This window comes from Thiorhodospira sibirica ATCC 700588, from assembly GCF_000227725.2.
Taxonomy (GTDB): domain Bacteria; phylum Pseudomonadota; class Gammaproteobacteria; order Ectothiorhodospirales; family Ectothiorhodospiraceae; genus Thiorhodospira; species Thiorhodospira sibirica.
Genome location: NZ_MU255056.1, coordinates 1,683,182 through 1,708,222, shown reverse-complemented (window position 1 = coordinate 1,708,222; position 25,041 = coordinate 1,683,182). Strand labels below are relative to the sequence as shown.

23 protein-coding genes are annotated in these 25,041 nt (G+C 58.0%); 7 read left to right on the top strand and 16 right to left on the bottom strand.

Features of this window, described 5'->3' with window-relative positions:
- Position 1: 1 nt before the first annotated feature.
- The 15 genes from mnmL to bchF all read right to left on the bottom strand — a co-directional run bounded on the left by mnmL (position 2) and on the right by bchF (position 18,424).
- Positions 2–955: a tRNA modification radical SAM protein MnmL/YtqA gene (mnmL, locus tag THISIDRAFT_RS08095; protein ID WP_006786576.1), complete on the bottom strand. Its 954-nt coding sequence runs from the start codon at positions 953–955 to the stop codon at positions 2–4.
- 3 nt (positions 956–958) lie between these two features.
- A complete protein-coding gene (locus THISIDRAFT_RS08090; RefSeq protein WP_006786577.1) occupies positions 959–1,576 on the bottom strand; it encodes a TatD family nuclease-associated radical SAM protein in 618 nt (205 codons plus the stop codon).
- 187 nt (positions 1,577–1,763) lie between these two features.
- Positions 1,764–3,590 carry a magnesium chelatase subunit D gene (locus tag THISIDRAFT_RS08085; RefSeq protein ID WP_006786578.1) on the bottom strand — a complete coding sequence of 609 codons (1,827 nt, stop codon included), beginning with the start codon at positions 3,588–3,590 and terminating at the stop codon, positions 1,764–1,766.
- Complete coding sequence (gene bchI, locus THISIDRAFT_RS08080; RefSeq protein WP_006786579.1) at positions 3,580–4,638, bottom strand: magnesium chelatase ATPase subunit I; 1,059 nt, start codon at positions 4,636–4,638, stop codon at positions 3,580–3,582. The genes THISIDRAFT_RS08085 and bchI overlap by 11 nt, the downstream gene beginning before the upstream one ends.
- Positions 4,639–4,833: 195 nt before the next feature.
- Entirely contained in the window at positions 4,834–5,694 is an 861-nt protein-coding gene (puhE, locus tag THISIDRAFT_RS08075; protein ID WP_006786581.1) for a putative photosynthetic complex assembly protein PuhE, read from the bottom strand.
- Between the two features lie 44 nt (positions 5,695–5,738).
- Positions 5,739–6,173 carry a photosynthetic complex assembly protein PuhC gene (gene puhC, locus THISIDRAFT_RS08070; protein ID WP_139063961.1) on the bottom strand — a complete coding sequence of 145 codons (435 nt, stop codon included), beginning with the start codon at positions 6,171–6,173 and terminating at the stop codon, positions 5,739–5,741.
- A 40-nt stretch (positions 6,174–6,213) separates the two neighbouring features.
- Entirely contained in the window at positions 6,214–6,873 is a 660-nt protein-coding gene (gene puhB, locus THISIDRAFT_RS08065) for a photosynthetic complex putative assembly protein PuhB (RefSeq protein WP_006786583.1), read from the bottom strand.
- Positions 6,870–7,652, bottom strand: a complete 783-nt coding sequence (gene puhA, locus THISIDRAFT_RS08060; RefSeq protein ID WP_006786584.1) for a photosynthetic reaction center subunit H — start codon at positions 7,650–7,652, stop codon at positions 6,870–6,872. Before puhA ends, puhB begins: the two co-directional genes overlap by 4 nt.
- A 33-nt stretch (positions 7,653–7,685) precedes the next feature.
- Positions 7,686–9,122 carry a BCD family MFS transporter gene (locus THISIDRAFT_RS08055; protein ID WP_006786585.1) on the bottom strand — a complete coding sequence of 479 codons (1,437 nt, stop codon included), beginning with the start codon at positions 9,120–9,122 and terminating at the stop codon, positions 7,686–7,688.
- Positions 9,123–9,560: 438 nt separating this feature from the next.
- Complete coding sequence (gene bchM, locus THISIDRAFT_RS08050; protein WP_006786586.1) at positions 9,561–10,277, bottom strand: magnesium protoporphyrin IX methyltransferase; 717 nt, start codon at positions 10,275–10,277, stop codon at positions 9,561–9,563.
- Positions 10,277–11,209, bottom strand: a complete 933-nt coding sequence (gene bchL / locus THISIDRAFT_RS08045; protein WP_006786587.1) for a ferredoxin:protochlorophyllide reductase (ATP-dependent) iron-sulfur ATP-binding protein — start codon at positions 11,207–11,209, stop codon at positions 10,277–10,279. The genes bchM and bchL overlap by 1 nt, the downstream gene beginning before the upstream one ends.
- Entirely contained in the window at positions 11,206–14,985 is a 3,780-nt protein-coding gene (locus THISIDRAFT_RS08040) for a magnesium chelatase subunit H (protein WP_006786588.1), read from the bottom strand. Before THISIDRAFT_RS08040 ends, bchL begins: the two co-directional genes overlap by 4 nt.
- The gene (gene bchB / locus THISIDRAFT_RS08035; RefSeq protein ID WP_006786589.1) at positions 14,960–16,600 is read right to left on the bottom strand and encodes a ferredoxin:protochlorophyllide reductase (ATP-dependent) subunit B; all 1,641 of its coding nucleotides are present in this window, start codon (positions 16,598–16,600) and stop codon (positions 14,960–14,962) included. Before bchB ends, THISIDRAFT_RS08040 begins: the two co-directional genes overlap by 26 nt.
- Before the next feature lie 10 nt (positions 16,601–16,610).
- On the bottom strand, positions 16,611–17,894 hold the full coding sequence (locus THISIDRAFT_RS08030; protein WP_006786590.1) for a ferredoxin:protochlorophyllide reductase (ATP-dependent) subunit N: 1,284 nt from the start codon (positions 17,892–17,894) through the stop codon (positions 16,611–16,613).
- On the bottom strand, positions 17,891–18,424 hold the full coding sequence (gene bchF, locus THISIDRAFT_RS08025; protein ID WP_040851582.1) for a 2-vinyl bacteriochlorophyllide hydratase: 534 nt from the start codon (positions 18,422–18,424) through the stop codon (positions 17,891–17,893). Before bchF ends, THISIDRAFT_RS08030 begins: the two co-directional genes overlap by 4 nt.
- 480 nt (positions 18,425–18,904) lie before the next feature.
- Between bchF and rpmH the strand changes: the two genes are divergently transcribed.
- The 5 genes from rpmH to THISIDRAFT_RS08000 are packed head-to-tail and all read left to right on the top strand — an operon-like array spanning position 18,905 to position 22,089.
- Positions 18,905–19,039: a 50S ribosomal protein L34 gene (gene rpmH, locus THISIDRAFT_RS08020; RefSeq protein WP_083824567.1), complete on the top strand. Its 135-nt coding sequence runs from the start codon at positions 18,905–18,907 to the stop codon at positions 19,037–19,039.
- 3 nt (positions 19,040–19,042) lie between these two features.
- Entirely contained in the window at positions 19,043–19,399 is a 357-nt protein-coding gene (gene rnpA / locus THISIDRAFT_RS08015) for a ribonuclease P protein component (protein ID WP_040851584.1), read from the top strand.
- Complete coding sequence (gene yidD / locus THISIDRAFT_RS08010) at positions 19,318–19,629, top strand: membrane protein insertion efficiency factor YidD (protein ID WP_418896130.1); 312 nt, start codon at positions 19,318–19,320, stop codon at positions 19,627–19,629. The genes rnpA and yidD overlap by 82 nt, the downstream gene beginning before the upstream one ends.
- A gap of 2 nt (positions 19,630–19,631) precedes the next feature.
- Positions 19,632–21,326 carry a membrane protein insertase YidC gene (gene yidC, locus THISIDRAFT_RS08005; RefSeq protein ID WP_006786593.1) on the top strand — a complete coding sequence of 565 codons (1,695 nt, stop codon included), beginning with the start codon at positions 19,632–19,634 and terminating at the stop codon, positions 21,324–21,326.
- Positions 21,310–22,089: a class I SAM-dependent methyltransferase gene (locus THISIDRAFT_RS08000; protein WP_246585353.1), complete on the top strand. Its 780-nt coding sequence runs from the start codon at positions 21,310–21,312 to the stop codon at positions 22,087–22,089. Before yidC ends, THISIDRAFT_RS08000 begins: the two co-directional genes overlap by 17 nt.
- A 68-nt stretch (positions 22,090–22,157) precedes the next feature.
- Here the strand turns inward: THISIDRAFT_RS08000 and THISIDRAFT_RS07995 are convergent, their stop codons facing one another.
- The gene (locus tag THISIDRAFT_RS07995; RefSeq protein WP_246585352.1) at positions 22,158–22,331 is read right to left on the bottom strand and encodes a hypothetical protein; all 174 of its coding nucleotides are present in this window, start codon (positions 22,329–22,331) and stop codon (positions 22,158–22,160) included.
- A gap of 215 nt (positions 22,332–22,546) precedes the next feature.
- Here THISIDRAFT_RS07995 and THISIDRAFT_RS07990 point away from each other — a divergent pair, with 215 nt between their 5' ends.
- Together THISIDRAFT_RS07990 and THISIDRAFT_RS07985 are read left to right on the top strand one after the other, a co-directional pair.
- Entirely contained in the window at positions 22,547–23,122 is a 576-nt protein-coding gene (locus tag THISIDRAFT_RS07990; RefSeq protein WP_006786596.1) for a thioredoxin family protein, read from the top strand.
- On the top strand, positions 23,092–24,807 hold the full coding sequence (locus tag THISIDRAFT_RS07985) for a sensor histidine kinase (protein WP_006786597.1): 1,716 nt from the start codon (positions 23,092–23,094) through the stop codon (positions 24,805–24,807). Before THISIDRAFT_RS07990 ends, THISIDRAFT_RS07985 begins: the two co-directional genes overlap by 31 nt.
- Positions 24,808–25,041: the final 234 nt, after the last annotated feature.

The following is a 25,041-nucleotide window of genomic DNA, read 5'->3' as shown; positions in this document are numbered from 1 at the left end:
TTTATGCCGAGCTGGTGCTCGGTGTCGCCATACCTGGGAAGTGTTTGCCCTGATGCGTTTGGCGGCGGGCGAGTTCGTGTTCGATGCCGTTGAGAACCCGCCATTTCCAGGCGCACCAGTGCGGCGCCAAGAGCAGGGGTGGGCGCACGGTGGCGGTCAGGCGGTGAAAAATCACTTCAGCGGGGGTCATTTCAATGAGATCTGCGGCAATATTGAGGTATTCATCAAAGCCCAGGGGCTGATAGTCGCCGCTGCGCCACAGGCGGGCCAGTTGGGTGCCGCGCACGATGTGCAAAGGATGCAGCTTCAGGCCTTCGCTTTGGCATTCCAGGACCCGGCTCAGGCTTTCTTGAGCATGCCAGGCGCGTTCTCCCGGCAGACCGATGATCAGATGGGTACATACCGCCAGCCCTCGGGCATGGGCGCGGCGGATGGCGTCTTGATACTGCTTGAAGCCGTGCCCCCGATTGACGCGCTGCAGGGTTTCATCAAAGGCCGATTGCAGGCCCAGTTCCAGCCAGATGAGATGCCCTTGATCCTGATAGCGGGCGAGCAGGTCGAGGACTTTATCCGGGACGCAATCGGGGCGGGTGCCGATGGACAGGCCAATGACACCGGGTTGGGCCAGGGCCTCATCGTAGCGCTTTTGCAGCTCATCGAAGTCGGCATAGGTGTTGGTATAGGCCTGAAAATAAGCGAGGTAGCGTTGGGCGCGGGTGCGCTTGGCAATCACGGCGCGCCCACTGGCCAGTTGGCGGGCAATTTCGCCGCTTTGATGGGCACGCACCTGGGGTGAGAAGCTGGCGTTATTACAAAAGCTGCAACCGCCGCGTCCGGCCTGACCGTCCATATTCGGACAGATAAAACCGGCGTGCAGGGTCAGTTTATGCACCCGCTGGCCGTGGGTTTTTAGCAGGTGGGCGCCGAGGGTGTTGATGTAGTCGGTGAGCGCCACGATCTAACCCACACGCCCTAGATAGCGGCGGCGAAAGCCGACGCCCAGGCTTTGGGCAATGGCCTCACAGGCGGCAATATCGATCCCTTCCAGACCGTCAATCGCCGTCAGCACCACCTCCGGGACGTGCTGGCGGGCGCGCCGGGTAAAATCCAGCATGGCGTCATAGTCATCCTCATGGCGGGGGCGGGTCCAGCGTGCGTAAGTTTCTGCGTCCTGGGCATTGAGCGAAATCGACAAGGCATCAATCCAGCCCGCCAGCTCCGGGGTGACATCGCGGCCATGCACCCGGTTGGCCAGGCCGTCGGTGTTGATGCGGATGCGTCGTGCCTGCGGGCGGATGGCCTGAGCCACGGCCAAAATTTCGGCCAGCCGTAAGGTCGGCTCGCCAAAGCCGCAAAACACCACTTCTTCCCACTGCGCAGGCTCACCGACAGCGGCAATCATGGCGGCCACACTGGGTTCCTGGCCGATGCGCATGGAGTAGCCGCGCACCACCCAGTCGTCATTAAATTTGGGACAAAACCGGCAGCGCAGGGTACAGCGGTTGGTTACATTGAGATAACGCCGCTGATCCAGGGTGTAGCCGATGATGTGGTCGGTATCGTGTTCGGTGGACATAACAAGCCCCTGGGACGGCGCAGGCTGAGCTGCGCTGAATAAAATATCGCACAGGCACGCGGTCGATGCGGCACGCTTGCACTAAGTACCTGTTCTGCGTCGGCGTTTGGACCACGTATGAACACGAAAATTTATACGAAATATATTCGTGTCCATGCGTGGTTTCCCGTGCAGCGGGAAGACAAACCTAGGCCGTCACCGCCTGCACTGCGATGGACAGGGTATTGGCATCTGCAAAGGGCAGTGGCAGATAGCGGGCGCCCATCTCCTGGGCCAAGGTTTGTGCGGTGGGTTGCGGGCGCGGTGAGGTGTCGACCAGGAGCGCGGTCATGCCATCGACGCGGATCATGCGGGCGGCGGTGATCGCGTCTTCATTGGCCTTGGCCCGGCCAGGATTACCATCGCGCCCGATATTGGCCTTGCCGTCAGTCAGAAAGATCAGTACCGGCGTATCGCCCTGACGCTTGACGGTATCCGCCAAGGCCCAGGCGGCTTCGATACCAGCGGCCAGGGGCGTACCGCCGCCGCCGGGCAGACCGGCAAGGCTGCGCTTGGCGCGCACCAGTGAGCGGGTCGGTGGCAATAGCAACTCCGCGCCGCTGCCCCTGAAGGCAATCAGGGCCACGCGGTCGCGGCGTACATAACAATCGGCCAGCAGCAGTTCCACCGCGCCCTTGGCCTCAGCTAAACGATGCAAGGCGGCGGAGCCGCTGGCATCCACGACAAAAATGCTGGTGGTCTGGGAGCGTTGCTTGAGGCGAGTGATGCGAAAATCATCACTGCGCACCTCCACGCGAGCCGTTCGTCGGGCGATGTCCTCGGCCAGTTCCCGCAATCGCTCACGCCGACGAATCGGCTGCCAGGGCGCTGCCGCACGCAGGGTTTCAATCACATTCAGGCGCACCCCGGAGCGCAATTCGCCGCGATAGGTGCCCGCAGGACGGCCCCGTTGCCGCGATTTTTGCACCGCGCCGGCACGTCCGCCGCTACGCGCCTGACCACGACTGCTGCCGCCGGCGACCTTGAGCTGCGCCAGTAAACCGGCTGGAATCGCGGCCTTGGTCGCTTCCAGCACCAGATCTTCCAGCAGCTGATCCATATCAATTTGCAACTCTTCATCTTCCTTGGGAGGCTCGTCGTTTTGGGGCGGCTGATCCGGGGGTGGCTCGGGGGGCTGTTCTGGCGGTGCTTCTTCGGCCTCGTTTTCCTGGGATTCTTCCTCAATCACCGGGATGACGGTGGCACGAGGGGCTAGTGCCAAACGACCGGCAATGGCCGCATCCTCGGCGCTGACCTCATTGCGTCCGGCCAGTGCTGCTGAGGCGCGTGCGACCTTTAAGGCATGTAAGGGAGCACGCAGCGAGGTGATGCCAAACATCAGCGCGGTGGCACACAGCACTTCCAGGATGCTCTCGCTGACCTCGATCTGCGGCAGACGGTGGCGGGCCTCGGTGATCTGCTCAAGATCATAGGGAAAGCTCACCGCCGACTGGTAGGCAATGCCGGAAAGATCCAACAGAAAGGCCAGTCGATCCAGCAATACCGTGGGCGGGCGCTCATCCTCGGAGATGCCTTCATCCAGCGCAATTACGCCCAGTCTGGCGGGGGAGCGCAGCGCAATACCATCGCGTTCCAGCGCAACCTCACCGGCATCCAGCACGGCGGCAAGGCGCGCGGCCATCGCGGTGGGCAAGCGCTCCACCATCGCCATGATGACCACACCGTTATGCGCATCCGCTAAAACCCCACGCTCCGCCACCGGACGTCCGGCCTGCAGGGTAGCGGTCAGATCCAGGCCACCCAGCAGGCGACCATCGGCAATGTGTACCGGTACGCGCCGCACCGGAGCCTCCGGCGGTAACAGCTCGCGGGTATGGTTGAGCCATTGATCGCGCACCGGCCCCGGCAACGCCCGCAAACACACGCCACCCGTGCCCACCGGGTCCACGGCAAACAATGCAGCGACAAAGGTTGCATCATCCCAGGGGGTGTAGCTGCGTGGATCAGGCGTCATGGGAACCAAATAACTCCTCAATGGCACGGGCTACGCGGGTTCCCGAACCGGCATCATCGAGCGGGTTGCGGCGCAGACGGTGACGCAGCGCGGGCGGGGCAATGGTGCGCAGATGCTTGTCTTCTACGGTGTCATCGCCTTCCAGGGCGGCGAAGGCACGCGCAGCGCGCACCAGGGTCAACTCACCGCGCAAGCCGTCAGTACCCAGACTCATGCATAGCCTTGCCGCACGCTCCAGGGCAGCGTCAGGCACTTTGACCGATTCGAGCCGGTCACGCGCATTGCTGATCTGGCGGCGCAATTTGGCATCCTTGTTTTTCCATTTGTTGGCGAAGGCCTCCGGGTCTTTTTCGTATTCATCGCGGCGGCGCACCACTTCGATGCGGGTAAGCAAATCTTCAGGGGTTTTGACCTCCACCGACAGGCCGAAACGATCTAACAGCTGCGGCCTGAGTTCGCCTTCTTCAGGGTTACCGCTACCAATCAGCACAAAGCGCGCAGGATGGCGCACACTCAGCCCTTCACGCTCAACCACATTTTCCCCGGAGGCCGCCACGTCAAGCAGCAGATCGACGAGATGATCTTCCAGCAGGTTAACCTCATCAATATAGAGAAAGCCGCGATGGGCGCGTGCCAGCAAACCCGGTTCAAAGGCTTTTTCGCCTTGCGTCAGGGCGCGTTCCAGATCCAAGGCACCCACCACGCGATCCTCTGTGGCACCCAAGGGCAGATCCACCACCGGCACCTGCACCAGACGCCCTTTCAGCTCGGCCTCGGCTTCGTCCTTCTTACTGCCTTTTTTCCCGCCGCCCTTGCACAGTTCGCACAATCCCGCCGGACGCTGCGGATCACAGCCATAACGGCAATGCACCACCACCCGCATCTTGGGCAATAAGGCCGCCAGCGCCCGCACGGTGGTGGATTTGCCGGTGCCACGATCCCCAAAGGCCAGCACCCCGCCAACCTTGGAATCTACCGCTGCAATCAAGATGGCAAGCTTCATTTCGTCTTGCCCGACAATCGCAGAAAAAGGAAATGGAACTGACATACTTAAACCCCCTCAACCGCAGGTTGATAGACAACACGACCGCCATTGCGCGTAATGCGCACCTGCTTAAAGGTGTGGGATGGTTTTTTCTGATCACTCATGCAAAGGGTATCCTGATGTAGTGTATTTTTTAGCAAATGGAGATTGTAGCGACAAGGCGGGGTGTGCGGCTATGTTTTTGGCGCATCCAGCCCCTCAGGCACCCTGTTTGACCGTTGAGCGACAGCGCAAGGCGTCACCCTGACTGCCTGGGTCTTTTTTCAGCTCATCGGTGGCTTCTTCGTGGATGGCGCTTTCTTCATGGGAGCGCAGCCCCCAGCTCCACAGCGCCTCAAAGGGAATTGGCAACACCAAAAACCAGTGTTCCAGAATCGCCAGCACCACCAGCGTGGCTACCAAGGTCAAGGCCACGGCCTCAAAACTGCCCGCCTCGGCCAGCCATATGGTCTGTAGCATCAAGGTGGCCACAATGGTGGATAGGGTCACCGACACCGGAAACAAAAAATTCATGGGCTTTCTGACAAAAAAGCTTTTAAGGTACTGCAAATGTGCGGGTAACATCGCCTCGCCGAGATTGCGCACGCCCAAAAAAAGATTGAGCTTGGTGCTTTGACGCATGATCCACAAGACGAGGAAGGTCCACAAGCCAACCTGATTGGCGCCGCCCCAGGTCATCCAGGCAATCAGCACGGCACAGGCAATAATCGCCAGCTCGTGATACAAAATCGCCTGAATCGCATACCAAAAACGCTGCCACTGGCTACATTGAGCAGGGCAGGGTGTGCGTCTGGGGCCGGTAATCACCCCCATTAAAAAGGTGATTTCAATAAAGCCCCAGACCAGCAGACCACAGCTAAAGGCCAGATACGCCGCGAAGATGCTGGTATCGTGGGCGCTGTGAGCAAGCCCATACAGCGCCGCCAGCAGCACTAGCGTGGCGCCAAGTAGACTGTAGCGAAAGGTTTTTTTAGGTAAACCATCAAGATAGAGAATGAATCCGGTGCTAAACCACCAGATAAAGAGGGTGAACAGCACCGGCAAACCGTATTCAAGCACGCGTCACTTCTGCCAGAAAGGGGGGCCGCAAGGACCCGCGTGGGCTAGTGCACAGTCAGGGCGGCACTTAATAGCGCGGCAAATGACTGCGCGTTACTGGGTCCAAACGCCCGTAAATTGATGGCTTCACCCGTGAAGGTGTCTTCGAGCAGCAAGCGCCCTCCACTGCCACCACTGAGACGTAGCGGCGCATCCATGGCGATGTTTTGACGTTTACGCTCGCGTGCCAGGCCCTGGAACACAACACCGCGAATAAAGCCTCCTTCACCCGAGGCCAGGGTTTCAATCAAATGAGGGTGGCCCTGTGCATCCAGGGCATAAATGGCCAGCACGCCGCCTTCTTGCGACTGAAAGACCAGATCGCGGCTTTGTCCGGCCAAGGTCTCATCGTCGCCAAACCCTGCGTGCGCCAGCTGCAAAAAAGCCAGGCAACACAGCAACAGAAGCATTGCTGCCGCACGCAAAGCAGGCTCGGACATGAATCGGCGGGTCTGTACAAAGATGCGAGGCATCATGAGCTCAGACTTGATCCTTAACTGGCGTAGCTGCATCGGCTGCGGCTGATACTTCAGCTTCAGCCGGCTGCTGTGCGGTACGCAGCGCAAGATCGGCCTGGAGCGCCTCGCTGAAAATCTTGGCAACCCCAGTGGCATCGGGAATACCACGCAGCATCGGTTGCGGCCTGACAAATTGCCAAGGACGCACGTTTGGCCACAACAGAATGTAACTGGCACGTTGGCCCTTGGTCAAAATCAGCGGAATATCGCCGTTGCCATTGGCATAGGTCTTCAGGGAGGCGGACTCAATCACCTTAAACGGGAAATTGACAATCATCTGAAAGGCCACCCCGAAGCGGATCACCAACCGCCTGTTGGTGATGGTGTAAACCGTGACCCGGGCATGTGCCCAGGCCAGCAGGGATAAAATCCCCATGGTGATCAATCCCAACACTACCAGCCACAGGGCGGAAATGACGGCCTCCCCCAAGGGGTGGCCGTCGTTCATCACATAGGCTGCACGCCAGATCGCCAGCAAACCGAAATAGATCGCGACTTTCCTTACGTGAAAGGCGCGAAGGGCAAGACTACCCCAGGTAGGCGATCCCTGCCAAAGCATCTCTTCCCCTGCTGGTAGCGGCTCTGGCAAACCTCTGACCGGCTCTATTTCGTGCTCTCTCACAACCAGGACTCCGTACGAATCGGCTTGGCGTAAAGGGTTCCGCCGGCGTAGTAGGCCGAGATACGGTCTTCTTCACGACGGGTGACACTGCCACCGCTCTTGGTCCGTGGTACATTGGCAAACTGGTTGCCCATGATGGATTCCACGGTGACTTTCTTGCCACGGGCATTGACGCGAGCCAGATAAATCGGCAGCAAACGACGACCTCCGCCGCTCAGTTCTACTTCCAGATAGCGGATCTGCGGCTCGGAACGATCTACCCAGACATCCGCGACCTTGCCACCGACTTCACCATCAGCACCAAAAACAGTCATGCCAATCGGATTAGGATCTTTGGGATGAATGGAGAAGCCCTTGGCTGAGCGCATCGGCACGACTTTGGGTTCTTTTTCGATGGTCAGATCAGGGACATCCGCACGCTCGGTATAGCTTGCAGGACCCACAGCATCCAGCATCGGGTTGCCGGTGGGATGCAGGGGCGCACCTGGCCAAGGGGCTACCGGTTTAGCGGCAATCGGGCGAGTATCACGCTTGTCGTTGGGTACCGTCACAGTACCGCCATCGGCGAGCAAAAAGGTTTTGGGTGCAGGAATAGGCGGAAAATCAAACCCTCTGAGGCCAATCTTGCCAGAGGCATCCGGCAGATCAGCTTCCAGCGGATAACCTTCACGCTTGTCTTCCATGCGAAGATAATACACCAGCGCAGCAAAGAAAAACCAAAAGGTCCAGATCACCAGTTGGCCTACATCCATATACTCTGTAATAGAACCGATTCCCATGAGATAACCTCCTTAGCTTAAGGCTAAAGTTTTTTAGTTAGGAAACTCGGCGATGCCGAATTTCGAAGGCGGCTGCAATGAGGCCGTTGGCGCCGAGCGCACCAGCGGGCCAATTACAACCAAGGTGGCAAACAACAACAAGATTTCCAGGTGATACACCACGGCGTACCCGGTTACTGGCGAATCCAAGGATGCGCTGAGTAACCCGCGTGCGGCAAGCCAGGATACCGCATCGTTAATGGCACCCCCCAAGGCAACACCCAGACCGGCAGCGGTTGCATGCACCGCGCCCCACGCCCCCAAGGCGAGACCACTTTGTCCCCCATGCACTAGTCCCATGGCAATGATCAGGGTGCTGACAATAAAAAGTCCACCCCCAAAACCGATCAAAGCGGCGCCAATGCGAAAGAACATGGGAGAATCCATTGGTGCCGAAAAGATCACCAATGAAAAGGCAACAACGCCAACCAAGATCCCCAGTGCGGCCAAACGGTGTGGATCAAAGCCGCTGGAGAGCACTTTTGCTGCCAGGGCGAACGCAACCAAGGTTCCCCCGGCAAACAAGGCGGTCAGCATTGTTGTTGCACTCACCGAAAGCCCCAGGATTTCACCCCCGTAAGGCTCAAGGAGAATGTCTTGCATCGTAAATGCAGCCGTTCCCAGACCGACTGCCACTAAAAACCGCAAGGTACGACCCTGCTGAGAAAAGGTTTGCCAAGCCTCGGAAAATCTGGGCCGAGGACCACTCCCTCGGGTACGGCTGGGATCGCGCCCTTCCTGCTTCCACAGCGCGAGAATATTTAATGCCATGGTGGCCACCGCCACGCCCTGAATCACCCGGATCAGGCGTTCCTCACTGAAATCCTGCAACAAGGCGCCAAAGATCAGGGCACTGCCGACCATACCTAGCAGCAACATCACATACAGCAGTGCCACAACCCTGGGACGAACCTCCTCAGGCGCCAGATCTGTTGCCAGCGCAAGCCCGGCCGTCTGGGTGGTATGAAAACCCGCCCCTACCAGTAAAAAGGCCAGGGCCGCCCCCGTATAACCGATATAGTTGGGGACATAATCCGCTGACAGTGCCAGCAAGGCAAAGGGCATAATCGCCAGGCCGCCAAACTGCAGCATGGTGCCCATCCAGATAAACGGCACCCGCCGCCAGCCCAGCTTGGAGCGATGCGTATCGGAGCGAAAGCCCAGCAAGGCTCTAAAAGGGGCAAAGACCAAAGGCAGGGCAACCATCAGCGCCACCAGTGATGAGGGCACGCCCAGCTCGACAATCATGACCCGGTTTAGGGTGCCGGTCAAAAGCACCACCGCCATGCCCACAGAAATCTGAAACAGCGACAGACGCAGAATCTGCGTCAGTGGCAGTTCCTTGGTCGCCGCATCTGCAAAGGGGAGAAAACGAGGGCCGATGGTACGCCAGAAATTAGTGATACCCTCGTTTGCTGCCTTTTGACTCATCAGTTCCTCCGCGAGAAACCCCAGCCTTCAGGCCGGGGAGGGATAGCGGCTGTGGTATTGCAGCCGCCGGAAATCGTTAGGTGCAGGCCTTCCACCTGCTGGGCCGTGAGGCTCTGCCCGTAAGGGCCTGGTGACGGAGCCTTGCGGCTCGCTCCCCTCGCCAATGTGTACAACCGGCTCCCGCTGGCGCGGCGATCAAAACCTTCGACGTTTTACCTTGCGTCAGCATGATCCTGACCTTCCAGAGCGGCAGACTGAGGAAGCATCTGCCGGTGAGTCTTAACGACCTGTTGTACACGTAGCCCCTTTCGACCTTTCTGGTCAGGCGGGCTTAGGCTGGTCAACCTAGCTTGCTTTCACCTGCCTGCGCCGCGCCTGCCTGCCGCGACGCACGCGGCGCAGGCAGGTGCGGCGCGGCAGGCAGGCAAGCTCCGCCCTTTAGGGCGGGGTAGTTGACAAACGAACAATCTCCAGGGCTTGTGAGGTATAAAAACCGCGCTGAATGCGCTGGGTGCGCTCAATGCGCCAGCCACCCATGCGTGATTCTTCCGTTATCAGGGTACGCAATTTTTTTTCCGCCACCGGCACAATCGAGGGCGAACGATCGCCTCTGGGAAATAATCGGCCGCTGACATGCATGACTGCCAATAGCGGGGTTTTCGGCGCGAAGGTAAACACCATCGAATGCCGGGTATTTGCCGCCAGTCCTGCCAAGACGCTTACAGTATCATGGACCTGATAATGAATCAGCGAATCCATGGCAACAACATGATCAAAGTCACCTAAATGAGGGTCATACATGTCGCCGACACGAAAATCAATGGATCCCGGCCCCAAATCCTTGGGCATGCGCTCGCGTGCCAGATCCACCAAGGTCGGTGACAGATCAATGGCAACCACCTCAGCCCCGCGCCGGGCAGCTTCAAAGGCAAAGGCACCGGTGCCACAACCGGCATCCAGCACCCGCCGCCCGTTTAAATCCTCCGGCAGCCAGCTCAGTAGCGTCGCACGCATCTCATCGCGCCCGGCGCGCACCGTGGCGCGTACCCGGCTGACAGGTGCATTGGAGGTCAGGCGCTCCCACGCCTTGGCGGCGGTACGATCAAAATAATTTTCAATCTGGCCGCGCCGTTTTTCGTATGAACCCTTAGCCATCAATCAAACCCCAATAAATCAAAAATATCCCGGTCCTTCATGGGTTTTACCGCCAATGGCTCGGTGCCTGCCCAGAGGGCCTCAGCCAATTGCAGATATTCATTTTGCACCATTTTCAGCTCCGCCTCATCCTGGGCAGAAAGCGCCTCCATCTCAAACAGTGTAGACTTTTTCAGACGGCTTCTGCGGATGATATCCAGATTTTGAAAATGGGCCATGCGTTTAAGACCCACCACCTGATTAAAGCGGTCAATCTCGTCGGTGGCATCACTGCGATTGGCGACAACGCCAGCCATGCGCACCTTGTAATTTTTGCCCTTGGCCATGATGGCGGCGGCAATCCGGTTCATGGCAAAAATCGAGTCAAAATCATTGGCGGTGACAATCAGGGCGCGGTCTGCATGTTGCAAAGGTGCAGCAAAGCCCCCGCAGACCACGTCCCCAAGCACATCAAACACCACCACATCGGTTTCTTCAAGCAGGTGGTGCTCTTTTAAGAGCTTGACCGTCTGGCCAACCACATAGCCGCCACAGCCGGTGCCCGCCGGTGGACCACCCGCCTCAACGCACATGACACCGTTATAGCCCTCATACACAAAATCTTCAACCCGCAGTTCCTCGGTGTGAAAGTTCACCGATTCCAGCACGTCGATGACCGTCGGCACCAGACACTTGGTGAGCGTAAAGGTGGAATCATGCTTGGGATCGCAGCCAATCTGCAAGACCCGCTTGCCCAGTTTGGAAAAAGCCACCGATAAATTGGACGATGTGGTGCTTTTGCCAATCCCCCCCTTGCCATACACCGCAAAGACCTTGGCCTTGCCGATATTGACCGATGGGTCTAAATGAAACTGTACACTGCCCTCGCCATCCGGCGGGGCAGCCGCTCCCCCAGTGCTCATCGCCACCAGGGGGATTTTGCCAATACTCATGCAGCCGCCTCAGATTTTGTATTTTCAGGAGTAATGCCTTCAAGGCGGTCTTCCAGCTCCTCACCCGCCTGGCGCAGGGCCTCCAGCATGGCTGGATCGGGAGTCCAGTATTGCCGTTCGTGGGCCTCAATCAGGCGATTGACGACCTTGGCCGAGGCCGTGGGGTTAAGGGCCGCCATGCGTTCACGCATGACCGGGTCAAGGATATAGGTTTGCGTCAGTTGTTGATACACCCACGGCGCAACCTGGCCGGTGGTCGCTGACCACCCCATGGTATTGGTGACATGCGATTCGATCTGGCGCACGCCTTCATAGCCGTGTTTGAGCATCCCTTCATACCATTTGGGGTTAAGCATCCGGGTGCGGGTTTCCAGGGCCACCTGTTCAGACAGGGTGCGCACCGTGCCTTCGCCTTTGGTCTGATCACCAATATACACTGGCACCGTATCACCACCCTTGGCACGCTGCACCGTGCGACTGATGCCGCCCAGCGTATCAAAGTAGTGATCCACGGTGGTCACGCCGAGCTCGACCGAATCAAGATTCTGATAGGCCAGCTCCACCTTGCCCATCACCGCTTCAAGCAATTGCGCCTGCTTGACTGGACGGCCTTTGCGCCCATAGGCAAAGCTCTTGCGCTGGGTATAGGTCTCGGCCAGCTCATCTTCCTCATTCCAGCAGGAATTGTCGATCATGAAATTGACATTTGAGCCATAGGCCCCATCGGCATTACTGAAGACGCGCAAGGCCGCCGTTTCCAGGTCACATTGATGCTTGGCCTGATATTCCAGCGCATGTTTGCGCACAAAGTTTTGCTCAATGGGTTCATCGGCGGTCGCGGCAAGGAAGGCCGCCTCAGCCAGCAGACGAGTCTGCAAGGGCAGCAAATCGCGGAAAATCCCCGACAGGGTCATCACCACGTCAATGCGTGGGCGACCCAGCGCCTCCAGCGGAATCAACGCCGCACCCGCCAGTCGCCCATAGCCGTCAAAACGGGGTTTGGCACCGATCAAGGCCAGGGCCTGGGCAATCGGGCCACCTTCGCTTTTGAGGTTGTCGGTTCCCCACAGCACCATCGCAATGCTTTCCGGCAAGGGATGCCCATCCTGCATATAGCGATCCAGCAAAATCGTGGCCTGTTTGAGGCCATCGGCCATCGCAAAGGTGCTGGGAATGCGGAAGGGATCAAAGCCGTGCATATTGCGCCCGGTCGGCAGAACGCTGGGGGTACGCAACACATCCCCTCCCGGGGCCGGACGAATATAGCGACCATCCAGGGCGCGGATAATGGCGGGCAGCTCATGGTCTTGCGAGAGCAGGCGATTGGTATTGACCAGCTCGTTAAACAGCGCCAAATTATCTTCATTGCCTTCAAACTGCGCGGCCTTCAGGGCCTTCTCGGCAGTGGCGCCGCTCACCAGCGCCGCAATCGCTGCCTCGGGCAGACGGCTGCCTGTCGATGCCTCGGCAATGGAGCTGAGCAATTCGCGGCGCTCCTGCTCGTTGGCCGCCTCGCCCACCACATGCAGGCCATGCGGAATCAGGGTGTATTCCAGTTCCAGCACCGCCTCGCTCAGGCTAACGATCTTGGCCTCTGATTCTTCGAGCGTCCAGGCCGGTTCTGCCGAGGTCAATTCCAGTTCTGCGGCTTGTGCCTGAATCACGCTGATGGAGCGCGCCCGGTCCTCCGTGGCACTGGGCTCCAGATTGCGCCAGTGGTCAATGGAGGACTTGAGATCCAGCAGACCGCGATACAGACCTGCATGAGCCACCGGTGGCGTCATATAAGTGATCAAGGTAGCCGCAGAGCGACGCTTGGCAATGGTGCCTTCCGAGGGATTATTGGAGGCATACAGGTAAAAATTGGGCAAATCGGCAATCAGGCGATCCGGCCAGCAATCGCCAGACATCCCGGCCTGTTTGCCGGGCATGAATTCCAGCGCGCCGTGGGTGCCAAAATGCAAGACCGCATGAGCGCCAAAATCCTCGCGCAGATAGCGATAAAAGGCCGAGAAGGCATGGGTCGGGGCAAAGCCTTTCTCAAACAGCAAGCGCATCGGGTCGCCTTCATAGCCAAAGGCGGGCTGTACGCCGATAAAGACATTGCCGAAGCGCTCACCGAGCACAAAAATCGAGCCGCCATCGCTTTGCTGGCGTCCGGGAGCGGGGCCCCATTGGGCCTCTATCTCGCTTAGATAGCGCTCGCGGCGCACATGATCATCGACCGAAATGCGGGTATAGACATTGGCATGGGCGCCCAAGGTCTGGGCATTGCCATTGACAATGCGCTCGCGCAGGGTATCTACGCTGTCAGGCATGTCCACCTGATAACCGGCCTGCTTGAGCGCGCCCAGGGTACGATACAGGGACTCAAAAACGCCCAGATAGGCAGCGGTACCGGTATTGCCGGCATTGGGCGGGAAATTGAAAATGGTAATCGCGATCTTGCGCTCGGCGGGCTTGGTAGCACGCAGGGTGGCCAGTTTTTCCACACGCGCAGCCAGCATATCCACCCGCTCACGGCACACATGCATATCCCGCTCATCGTGCCCCTCTGGCAATTGACAGGCCTGTTTGCAGCCCTGACACACGCCATTGACGGCCTCACAGCGCCCGCCGTACACCGTTGGCCCAATCGAGCCATCCAGCTCCGGAATCGCCACCATCATGGTGGCCTCAACCGGCAACAGGCCATTATCCGAGGAGCGCCATTGCACCATGGTCTGAAATTCCACCGCATGGGCGGCGATATAGGGCACATCCAGACTGGCAAGGATCTCTTCTGCGGCCTTGGCGTCGTTATAGGCCGGGCCACCGACCAAGGAAAAACCGGTCAGCGACAGTACGCAATCAACCGTGGCTTTGCCATCCTTGATAAAAAAGCGCTCAATGGCAGGCCGCGCATCCAGGCCACTGGCAAAGGCTGGAATCACGGTCAGGCCGCGCCCTTCCAATGCGGCAATCATGCCATCGTAATGCGCGGTATTCCCTGCCAGGACATAAGAACGCATCACCAGCACCCCGACCGTGCCCTTGCCCTGGGCGGTTTTGGGGAGTTTTTTGAGTTGATCGGTGATGCGGTCTTTGATGTTGGGATGGTAGACCCCAACCTCTGGATACTCCAGGGGGGCATCCACCTTGAATTTATTGCGCAACCCACTGCGCGGACCATCGGCATAGCGGTTGATCAGATAACGCACCATGTTGGCGACGTTTTCATCGGAGCCGGCCAGCCAGTATTGCAGGGTAAGGAAATAGGCGCGCACATCCTGCGCAGTTCCCGGAATAAAGCGCAAGATTTTCGGGATGCGCCGCAACATCGCCATCTGCTTGGCACCCGAGGAGCTGTCGGGCTGATCATCCTGTTTGCCGCGCAGCCGCTTGAGCAGCGCCAGCGGGCCTTTTTGCGAGCCATCCATCGTAAACTGCCCCAGACGGGTCAGGCGCACGATTTCCCCGGCCGCCAGGCAACCTACCATGGCATCGCAGTGTTCGCGACGGGCCTGCAGGGCCGGCAATACCGCCTGAATGTGTTCTTCCATAAACAGCATCGTGACAATAATGATGTCGCCTTGGGCAATATCTGCCCGGCAACGATCCAGCGCCGCAGGATCATCCGCCCAGTCAGACGCGGCATGCAGGGTTAAGGTGAGTCCTGGCAGCTCGCGCATAAGCATCGGGCGTGCGCGCTCGGCGGCGGTGGCCAGATGGCTGTCGAGGGTAACGATCACGACGCGCACGGCAGTCGGATCAGCGGCCGAAGTGTGCTTTGGCATCGTAGAGGGTCTCTGTGGTAATGGTTGTAACGCCGCGTTCACGCGCAAAGCGCTCGGTATTGCGACGGGCCTTGCCCCTTACAAAGAAGGGGATTTTACTCAGCTCTTTTTCCGCCTCGGGGGCCCAGTGCGGGGTATCATCACCGGCAACCGGGGCCGCGACGGCCTCTTGGGGCGCACTGCTGGCAACAGCACGCGGCTCACCTGCCTGCGCCGCGTACGTCGCGGCAGGCAGGCTGGCCTTGCCCAGATGGGAAGGCGAGGCCTGATCATGAAACTCAAAATCCTCCTTGAACATGCCCAGCAAATGTTCTTCAAGTCCCATCATCAGTGGATGAATCCAGGTATCGAAGATGACATTCGCCCCTTCAAAGCCCATCTGCGGGGCAAAGCGCGCCGGAAAGTCCTGCACATGCACTGGCGACGAAATCACCGCACAGGGGATGCCCAGGCGTTTGGCAATATGGCGCTCCATCTGCGTTCCCAAGACCAGTTCAGGATGCAAGGCGGCGACGGCGGCCTCGACTTCCAGATAATCCTCGGTAATCAGCGCCTCAATGCCCAGTTCCTGTGCTACCGCCCGCACCTCGCGGGCAAATTCACGCGCATAGGTTCCCAGTCCGACCACCTCAAAACCCATTTCATCGCGGGCAATACGCGCCGCTGCCAAGGCATGAGTGGCATCACCAAAGATAAACACCCGCTTGCCGGTCAGATAGGTCGAGTCCACCGAACGCGAATACCAATGCAGCCGTGACTGCGAGGCACTTAAGGCCGCCACCCCCGGTTGTTCCTTGCTCAAGACCGGAGCCGGATCAACCCCAGCCAGGGCCGCGACTTCTGCGATAAATTCACGCGTAGCGCCCACGCCAATGGGAACAATCTTGGTTGCGGGCATCTTGAAGGTGCGCTGCAGCCAGGAAACCGCGCTGTGGGCGACCTCCGGATACAGGTTGATATTAAAATCTGCCTCAGGGATAAGCCGCACATCGTAGGGACATGCGCCAAGCGGCGCCACCACATTGACCTCAATCCCCAATTGCGCCAGCAGGCGCGTGATCTCCACCACATCATCGCGGCAGCGAAAACCCAGGGCCGTTGGGCCTAAAATATTGGCACGAGGAGGCTGTCCGGCAGGGCGCTCACGCGGGCCGCTACCCGGCGGGGGAATGAGATCATGCAGCAGGGTTCTGACCAGCTGATAAAAAGTCTCAGCCGCCCCCCAGTTTTCTTTTTTGGAATAAGACGGCAGCTCCAGAGCAATCACCGGAATCGGCAGGCCCATTCCCTGGGCCAGCGCACCTGGCTGATCCTGAATCAGTTCGGCGGTGCAGGATTCACCAACCAGCATCGCCTGTGGCTTGAAGCGCTCATAGGCCCTGGCCACTGTCTGGGTAAGTAGTTCTGCGGTATCTGCCCCCAAATCCCGCGCCTGAAACGAGGTATAGGTGACGGGCGGGCGATGATCGCGGCGCTCAATCATGGTAAACAGCAAATCTGCATAGGTGTCGCCCTGCGGGGCATGCAACACATAGTGCAGGCCCTGCATGGAGGTTGCCACACGCATGGCACCGACATGCGGCGGCCCTTCATAGGTCCAAATCGTCAGCTGCATCTTGGGATTCTCATACCACCAGTTGCGCACGACGCCGCAATGGCCGTGCAAAAATCTCGGCTAAATCCGCCGCCTGGTCATAACCATGAATCGGCGTAAACACCAGCTCAATGGACCATTTGGTGGTCAGATTCTCAGCCTCCAGCGGATTAGCCAAACCCAGGCCGCATACCGTCAGATCCGGGCGGCTGGCGCGTACCCGATCCAGCTGGGCATCCACATCCTGTCCCTCACTCAAGGTCACACCCGAGGGCAGCAAGGCCAGCTCCGGGGCCATCATCTGCCGATCCAGATACGGCGTGCCCACTTCCACCAGTACCATCCCCAGCTCACGCTGTAAAAACCGCGCCAGAGGAATTTCAAGCTGCGAATCGGGCATAAAAAATAAACGCTTGCCGACCAACTGCTCGCGGTATTTGGCCAACCCGGTGCGGGCCCGCTCAATCAAGGGCGCGGTCACCTGCGCAAAGTGGGCCTCGCTGATTCCCCAGTGATTTGCCGCCGCCTGCAACCAGGCGGTAGTGCCTTCTGCGCCGAAAGGATAGGGCGTACTCAATAGCTGCGCCCCGCGAGCCATCAAGGCCCGCACCGTGGAATGATTAAAGGGCTGGGCCAGTAGCAGCGCCGTCTGCTTGCCCACCGGGGGTAAATCCGTGGCCCGGCGCGGCGGAAAAAAGCGCACCGACTCAATTCCCAGTTGTGTAAAGATACGCTGAAACTGATCTTCGACAATATCGGCCATCGAACCCACCACCAAAAGCTGCTTGGCATCGGTTTCCGGCAGCAAGGGCACCATGGATTTAAGCGCCACATCCTCACCCTGGGTAAAGGCCGTTTCCAGGCCGGAGGCTGAATAATCCAGCACCCGGACCTTTGCCCCCAGCCGCGCATTCAAACGCTCAGCGGCTTTGGACAAATCCAGCTTGATAATCTCGGAAGGACACGAACCCACCAAAAACAGGGTAGAAATATCCGGGCGACGCTCCAGCAAAGTGACGCAGATCCGATCCAGCTCCTCATTGGCATCGGCCAAACCGGCAACATCACGCTCGGTAAGCAGCGCCGTGCCAAAACGCGGCTCGGCAAAAATCATCACCCCGGCGGCAGATTGCATCAAATGGGCACAGGTGCGTGAACCCACAATCAGAAAAAAGGCATCCTGAATCTTGCGATGCAGCCAGATAATCCCGGTGAGACCGCAAAAAACCGTCTGCTGGCCGCGCTCACGCAACACCGTAAGTTCACTGGCCGGATGGCAGGCTTGGCGTGGAGAAGAGATAGGCGCTGTACTCATTTCACCGGCTCAGGATTGGCGGCGCGGGCAGCAGCCGCAGCCTCATCTTCGGCCTGTGCAGACAGGCGCGCAAGACGTAATTTATACAAAAACTGCGCGGCATTGATGACATAAATGGCATAGGCTGCCAGGGCCACCCACATCTGTTCCTCAGGGGTCAAAAACTTCCAGATCAGTGAAGCCATATACACCGTATGCAGCAAAATGACAAACATGCTGACAAAATCTTCCCAGAAAAACGCCTTGGCAAACAAATAATGGCCAAAGACCTCCTTTTCCCAGATAGCCCCGGTCACCATGATGGTATACAGGATCAAGGTTTTGATCACAATCGAAATCGTCGCGGCGAGATAGCCCTCACCGGTGGCTAAAAAATACAGCACAAAATACAGGCTGATCAAAAATACCACAAATTGCAGCGGCGCCAGAATCCCCTGCACCAGGGTCCAGCGTGAAGCATCACGGCGGGCGCGCTCTTCCGGAGTATATAAAGGCGGACGTTTGGGTTTTAAGGTGTTTGCGTTCGACATCAATCTAATTTTGCTATCATCATGCGCAAAACCGCGCGGTTTTTTCCTGCACCGGCACAACGCCACCACAGGCCTGACCTTCCCGGCTACAACAGGGACCATCCCCGCCATAGTGCCGCCGTTACCGGACGGGCTTGCCACGGGTAGAGCAGTTAAGGTTGCCAGCCACGCCTAGTATATCCCTTCGCGTTTAGAAGCCCAACCCACACGCGTCAACAAACTGCCAATTAACTCAGCAATTCCTTAAGTGGATGGTTTATATTGACACTAGGACCTATCCCCTTTAGCATTCCCCCCCTTAAAGCCGATGCGCAGCAGGCGCTGCCGTTGCAAGTGTTCATGCTTGCCTCAAGGATAGCGATCTTGTGCATTGAGAACTCAGGCGGATTGGCGCATGCAGGCTATCTGATCCACTCCAAATGAGTGCCGTTTCCTTAAATATTCCCTCAACCGAACAGCGCTTAATCAAGACATACGACGATGAAAAGAACTTATCAGCCCAGTGAACTGCACCGTAAACGCACCCACGGCTTTCGTGCCAGAATGGCCACCAAAGGCGGACGTGCTGTTCTTAAGGCACGCCGGGCAAAAGGGCGTGTGCGGCTTTGCCCCTAAACCTTGAACCTTGGCGAGACGACACAGCGCTATCCCAAGTCATCCCGGCTGATCACGCCAACGCAGTATCGCCGGGTATTTACGGATGCCCAGCGGGTGTTTGTGCATCCCTTTAGTGTTGTGTTGCGCAGTAACGACGGTGACGGCCCCCGGCTTGGGCTTGCCATATCACGCAAGTGCGCCCGTCAAGCGGTGGCGCGTAATCGCATCAAGCGTTTGATTCGTGAATCCTTTCGCCAAAATCAGGCCCGCCTTGGCTCCTTTGATCTGGTATTTATGTGCAGGCCGGGTGCGGCCGAGCTTCGGAATGCTCAACTCCGGGGGGCATTGGAAAAATTGTGGCTACGGTTGAGCAAATAATCCGCCAGTTTTTGATCCTGCTGATCAAGATATACCGTTATACCCTCAGTCCTTTTATTGGCCAGCATTGCCGGTTTACGCCCTCGTGTTCGTGTTACACCATGGAAGCCATTGAGATGCACGGAGCATTACGCGGGACGTGGCTGGGGGTGCGTCGCCTGTTGCGTTGTCATCCGTGGTGTGAAGGCGGATACGACCCCGTACCAGAAAACCTTCATAAGAAGCCTTGAACATGGATAACTTTCGCCCCGTCCTTTATCTTTTTCTGCTGTTCACCCTCTTTTTGGTGTGGCAAGCCTGGCAGCGTGATTATGGTCCGCAGCCGGTCGCTCCCACGGCCCATGAGCGCGCCGTACTAGGTGATGAGGCCTCGCCGCCGCGTGATATTCCCGATGCCCCCATTTCCGAGGCACGAGATGCCCCGCAAACGCCGCTGGCCAGTATGGAGCCTGAGCGTCCCCGTATTCGGGTCGTCACGGATGTTCTGGATATTCTGATCGACCCCCGTGGGGGTGATCTGGTACAAGCCGATCTGCCGACCTATCCGGTCAGCCTGAATACGCCAGATATTCCGGTGCGCCTGCTTGATGAGCGCATCCGCCGCTATATTGCCCAGTCTGGTTTGATTCATGATCGTGTGCCCGGTACCGATGGCGAAGGCCGCGCCCCCAGTCATCATGCCATGTACAGCTTTGAGCAGGCTGAGTATCGTCTCAATGGCGCCGATGAGCTCACCGTCCCGCTGACCTGGACCGGCCCGGATGGCATCCAGGTGATCAAAACCTACACCTTCCGGCGCGGCGATTTCCTGATTGATGTCTCCCATGAGGTGATCAACGACAGCCAGGACCCCTGGATTGGCCGTCAGTATCGCCAGATCCGTCATGGCTCCACCCCGGATCGGGAATCGTGGTTTTTATATACCTTCACCGGCGGGGCGTATTTCGACACCCGCTATGAAAAAATCTCGCTGGAAGAGATGGCCAGCAAGCCCGTGGATCAAGATGTACAGGGTGGCTGGATTTCCTTGATTCAGCATTATTTCCTGACGGCCTGGATCCCCGACGAATCCGAGCTGAATATGTTCTATACCCGGGGCGTGGGTACACCTACCCGGCCGGAATATATCATCGGGATGCGCTCTGAGCCGTTGGTGATCAATCCCGGGTATGCCGATACCTTCAGCACACAGTTCTGGGTGGGGCCAAAGTTACAAGACCGGCTGTCTGAGGTTACTCACGGTCTGGAACTGACGGTTGACTATGGCATCTTTACCTTCCTCGCCAAACCGCTGTTCTGGTTGCTGAAAACCATCTACAGCTTTGTGGGTAACTGGGGCTGGGCGATCATCATTCTCACCATCATGATCAAGCTGGTGTTTTATCATCTTTCGGCGGCAAGCTATCGCTCCATGGCGAAAATGCGCGCTGTGCATCCGAAGATGATGGCGCTCAAACAGCGCTATGCGGATGATAAACAGCGGCTGAATCAGGCTATGATGGAGCTGTATAAAAAGGAGAAGATCAATCCGCTCGGAGGCTGCTTGCCGATTCTGGTGCAGATTCCGGTGTTTATCGCGCTGTATTGGACCCTGCTGGAAAGCGTGGAATTGCGCCAGGCCCCGTGGATTTTCTGGATTCAGGATCTGTCCACGCGTGACCCTTACTTTGTGCTGCCGCTGCTCATGGGTATTTCCATGATTGTGCAGCATAAGCTCAATCCGCCGCCGATGGACCCGATTCAGCAAAAGATCATGCTGGCCTTGCCGATCATCTTCACGGTGTTCTTCGCCTTCTTCCCGGCCGGTCTGGTGCTGTACTGGTTTGTCAACAACCTGCTCTCCATCGGTCAGCAATGGATGATCACCCGCCAGATTGAAAAGGCCGCAGAAAGCGGTGGCAGTGCTAAAGGTGGCAAGAAGTCCTAAGCTGTGTGTCTGTGCCTGTAGCGCCACGCTGCAGGCACCTGCCGAGGCCCTGGCGCAACGCCTGGGCCTTTTATTTTGTCCGTCTAGCGAGCAAGCGCAAACCGCCGGGCTTTATCTGCGCTATGGTGAGCATGGCCTAGCCTTGCATGATGGCGAAAATCCCCAACAAGGCCCGGTGTATGCCGATTTTATCAGCGGAAAGCTTGGCTATCGCAAGACACACGGCAGCATTCGCCACGAAGCCATTGCCCGTGCGGTGGGCTTAAAGGGCGGTCACCGCCCCGGCGTGCTGGATGTGACCGCAGGTCTGGGGCGTGATGCCTTTATCCTGGCCAGCCTGGGATGTCATGTCACCCTGCTAGAACGCCACCCCATCATTCACGCCCTGCTGGAAGATGCCCTGCACCGCGCCCAACAGCACCCACCTACCGCCCCCATCATCGTGCGCATGCGCCTTAAGCACAGCGAGGCCAGCACCTATCTGGCAGACCTAACCCCCGCCCAAAGCCCCGAAGTCATCTATCTGGACCCCATGTATCCGCAGCGGGACAAATCCGCGCTGGTAAAAAAAGAAATGCGAGTGTTCAAGCAATTACTGGGCGAGGATGAAGATGCCGCACAGGTATTGCAGCAGGCTTTGGGTGTGGCACAAAAGCGCGTAGTGGTTAAACGTCCCGCCAAAGCAGAACCTCTGGGCGGTTGCCGCCCAAGCCATCAGCTCATGGGCTCCAGCACCCGCATGGATGTGTATCTGCTTGGCTGATGAGGAGGCGTTAACAATGACCCGTTTTGCCACGGTAGATGTAAGATATTAATCCGCCAACCAAATAGCTACACCGCTGCATATTGAATGGATCCGGCCTGGAAATAGCTCGCTACCCGCTTGGGCGGCTTTTGCAGTTTGCGAAGATGGGATAGTGCTTTGTGTTTTAAAAGACGAATCGCCGTCTTGCGCTTTTTTTCCTGCGCCGCCGGGTACAGGGTTCTGGCATCCTCTTTTTTCATGCAACACATCATCGCACAATGCGTAGCTATTTGATTGCCGGTTTAACAAGACACGTTAACATGATAGACCTGGCTGCGCAGGCCGCGCTATCCTTCCCCATGCCTCAAGGCAGGGGCTTTTCACGCAATACGGCTAAGCCCCGACTTCGCTTGAGGTGATTGACCGCTAAGTCTCACGATAACAAAATATTCAAATAATCTTTGAGGAGAACAACATGGCACGCACTCCGTCTACGATGTTGGCCCTGGGAACCCAGGCCCCGCCTTTCAGCTTGCCGGACGTAGTGACCGGCAACACCATAAGCTTGGATGACTTTGCCCAGGCCAAAGGCTATCTGGTGGCGTTTATCTGCAATCACTGCCCTTTTGTGCAGATGCTCCGTCATGAACTGGCGCGTTTCGGGCGCGAATATATCCCCCAGGGGCTGGCGATGATCGCCATTAATGCCAACGATGCCGACAATTTTCCGGAGGACAGCCCGGAGAAGATGCAAGACGATGCGCGCCGTTTTGCTTATCCATTCCCCTATCTGTATGACCAGAGCCAGGCAACCGCCAAGGCTTATCAGGCGGCCTGTACCCCGGATTTTTTCCTGTTTGATGGCGAGCGTCGCTTAGTCTACCGTGGCCAGTTTGATGGCGCCCGGCCAGGCAATGATGTGATGGTGACCGGCGCGGATATGCGCCAGGCGGTGGATGCCTTGCTCAGTGGGCAGGCGATAACGGCAGAGCAAAAACCCAGCCTGGGCTGTAATATCAAATGGAAACCGGGCAACGAACCGGATTATTAAGCCCGTTGCAGCCCACCCATCGGCACACCGCAGGGATGCAGTGGCGCTCCTTGCGCCTGTTTTGCGTGTATCGACTGCTCGCCATTACCTTGCTGTTTGTGCTGCATTTTACCGATACTGGCCTGGAGCGCGTCGGCCTGCAAGACAGCGAGCGCTTTTTGTGGGCGCTCAATGCCTACCTGCTGGCCGGGGGCGGGTTAATGCTGTTAAGCGCCCTGCCTCGCTGGGTGCCCTTTAACTGGCAAGTGTATCTGCATGCCGGTGCCGATATCGTCATGATCACCTGGGTAACCCAGGCCGGTGGCGGTGTGGAAAGCGGTTTGGGGACGCTGGCGATTCCTGCCGTGGCGGGGCTGAGTTTGCTATTGCAGGGACGCACCGCGCTATTGCTGGCGGCGCTAACCTTTCTTGCCTTACTGCTCAGCGAGTTAGTGCGTGCCCTGGTACATGAGTTTGGTGATGGCGCCTTTACCCAGACGGGGCTTTTGGGGGCCGGTCTGCTGGCAACGGCCTTACTGGCACTCACCCTGGCCAAGCGGGCGCGTGAAAGCGAAGCCCTGGCCAAGCGCCACAGTACCGATCTGGCCAATATGACGCGGCTCAATGCGCATATCATTGACAGTATGCAAGCCGGCGTTATTGCCGTGAACCAACAGGGCTATCCCTTTCTGATCAACGCCGCCGCCTGGAATCTTCTGGGCCTGCATCCCCGTCCCGTGGAATCCCTAAAACCCCTATCCGCCGATTTGCACCGTGCCTTTCATGCCTGGAAAACCGCCCCTGATGGACTGGGCAGCGTGCAGCTTGACGGCAATGATCAAAGTCCGGAATTGCGGGTGCGCTTCAGTCCGTGGACCATGGAAGGTGCCACCGGAGCCTTGATTTTTTTAGACGACACCGCCGAGATGCGCCGCCAGATGCAAGCCGCCAAGCTGGCCTCTGTAGGGCGGTTGACCGCCAGCATCGCCCATGAAATCCGCAATCCCCTCGGCGCCATCAGCCATGCGGCACAACTGCTGGCGGAATCACCGGCCTTAAGCCACAACCCTGCCGATCAACGCCTGCTCAAAATTATCCGCGAACAATCACAGCGCATGAACACCGTGATCCAGGACGTGCTGTGCATGTCGCGGCGCACCCCGCACCAGCATGGCCTAATGCCTTTGAGCCCCTGGCTTGAGCAATTTGCCCAGGAATTCAAAACCCATCACGGGCTGGCCGCGCCGCAACTCAAGATTCAGGTCAAACCCGCAGATTCTCAGGTCATGTTTGATCCACAGCAACTGCACCAGATTCTGTGGAATCTGTGCCAAAACGCACTCGCCCATGCCGCCCGTCCCAAGCCCGACATTCTCATTGAACTGGTTGGCGGCACGCATCCCATCTCACAACACAGCGTACTTGATGTCATCGACAATGGCTGTGGGGTAGCGCTGGGCTGGCGCCAACAAATCTTTGAACCCTTTGTCAGCCACGCCCAGCACAGCAGTGGCACCGGGCTTGGTCTGTACATCGCCCGCGAACTGTGCGAAAGCAATGGCGGACGGCTGGAATACCTCGTCCGCCCCGAAGGGGGTGCCTGTTTTCGCATTCACTTCCCGCTGCCGCACAGCGCACCCCCACGCCCACTGCCTGCCTTAAATCCCGATCCGGCCGCTGCACGCACCCACGGGGCATGGGAGTAAACCCGGTCCTGCCGCGTTTTGCCAGATGGCGGCGCTGTAAAAAATTCTGCAAATAATAGTTGACATAAATACTAGGTTTAGTACAATAAGCCTAAATCCTAGTTAAATACTAGGTTATAACAACAGCCTAGCCCGGCAACCTAAAAAATTTTAAAAGTGCTTGAACCTATTAAGCTAAGCAACTGTCAAGACAGGTTAAGAAACGTTTTTAAGTGCCTACCGTGTCGCCTCAGG

Bases quoted from the DNA above. Each gene is read 5' to 3' on its own strand.
- THISIDRAFT_RS08055 (WP_006786585.1), bottom strand. From the start codon at position 9,122: ATGAGTCAAAAGGCAGCAAACGAGGGTATCACTAATTTCTGGCGTACC.
- THISIDRAFT_RS08085 (WP_006786578.1), bottom strand. From the start codon at position 3,590: ATGACGCCTGATCCACGCAGCTACACCCCCTGGGATGATGCAACCTTT.
- bchF (WP_040851582.1), bottom strand. From the start codon at position 18,424: ATGTCGAACGCAAACACCTTAAAACCCAAACGTCCGCCTTTATATACT.
- bchI (WP_006786579.1), bottom strand. From the start codon at position 4,638: ATGTCAGTTCCATTTCCTTTTTCTGCGATTGTCGGGCAAGACGAAATG.
- bchL (WP_006786587.1), bottom strand. From the start codon at position 11,209: ATGAGTATTGGCAAAATCCCCCTGGTGGCGATGAGCACTGGGGGAGCG.
- rpmH (WP_083824567.1), top strand. From the start codon at position 18,905: ATGAAAAGAACTTATCAGCCCAGTGAACTGCACCGTAAACGCACCCAC.
- THISIDRAFT_RS08090 (WP_006786577.1), bottom strand. From the start codon at position 1,576: ATGTCCACCGAACACGATACCGACCACATCATCGGCTACACCCTGGAT.
- THISIDRAFT_RS07990 (WP_006786596.1), top strand. From the start codon at position 22,547: ATGGCACGCACTCCGTCTACGATGTTGGCCCTGGGAACCCAGGCCCCG.
- yidC (WP_006786593.1), top strand. From the start codon at position 19,632: ATGGATAACTTTCGCCCCGTCCTTTATCTTTTTCTGCTGTTCACCCTC.
- bchM (WP_006786586.1), bottom strand. From the start codon at position 10,277: ATGGCTAAGGGTTCATACGAAAAACGGCGCGGCCAGATTGAAAATTAT.
- THISIDRAFT_RS08030 (WP_006786590.1), bottom strand. From the start codon at position 17,894: ATGAGTACAGCGCCTATCTCTTCTCCACGCCAAGCCTGCCATCCGGCC.
- THISIDRAFT_RS07995 (WP_246585352.1), bottom strand. From the start codon at position 22,331: ATGAAAAAAGAGGATGCCAGAACCCTGTACCCGGCGGCGCAGGAAAAA.
- THISIDRAFT_RS08040 (WP_006786588.1), bottom strand. From the start codon at position 14,985: ATGCCAAAGCACACTTCGGCCGCTGATCCGACTGCCGTGCGCGTCGTG.
- THISIDRAFT_RS07985 (WP_006786597.1), top strand. From the start codon at position 23,092: ATGGAAACCGGGCAACGAACCGGATTATTAAGCCCGTTGCAGCCCACC.
- puhA (WP_006786584.1), bottom strand. From the start codon at position 7,652: ATGGGAATCGGTTCTATTACAGAGTATATGGATGTAGGCCAACTGGTG.
- bchB (WP_006786589.1), bottom strand. From the start codon at position 16,600: ATGCAGCTGACGATTTGGACCTATGAAGGGCCGCCGCATGTCGGTGCC.
- puhC (WP_139063961.1), bottom strand. From the start codon at position 6,173: ATGTCCGAGCCTGCTTTGCGTGCGGCAGCAATGCTTCTGTTGCTGTGT.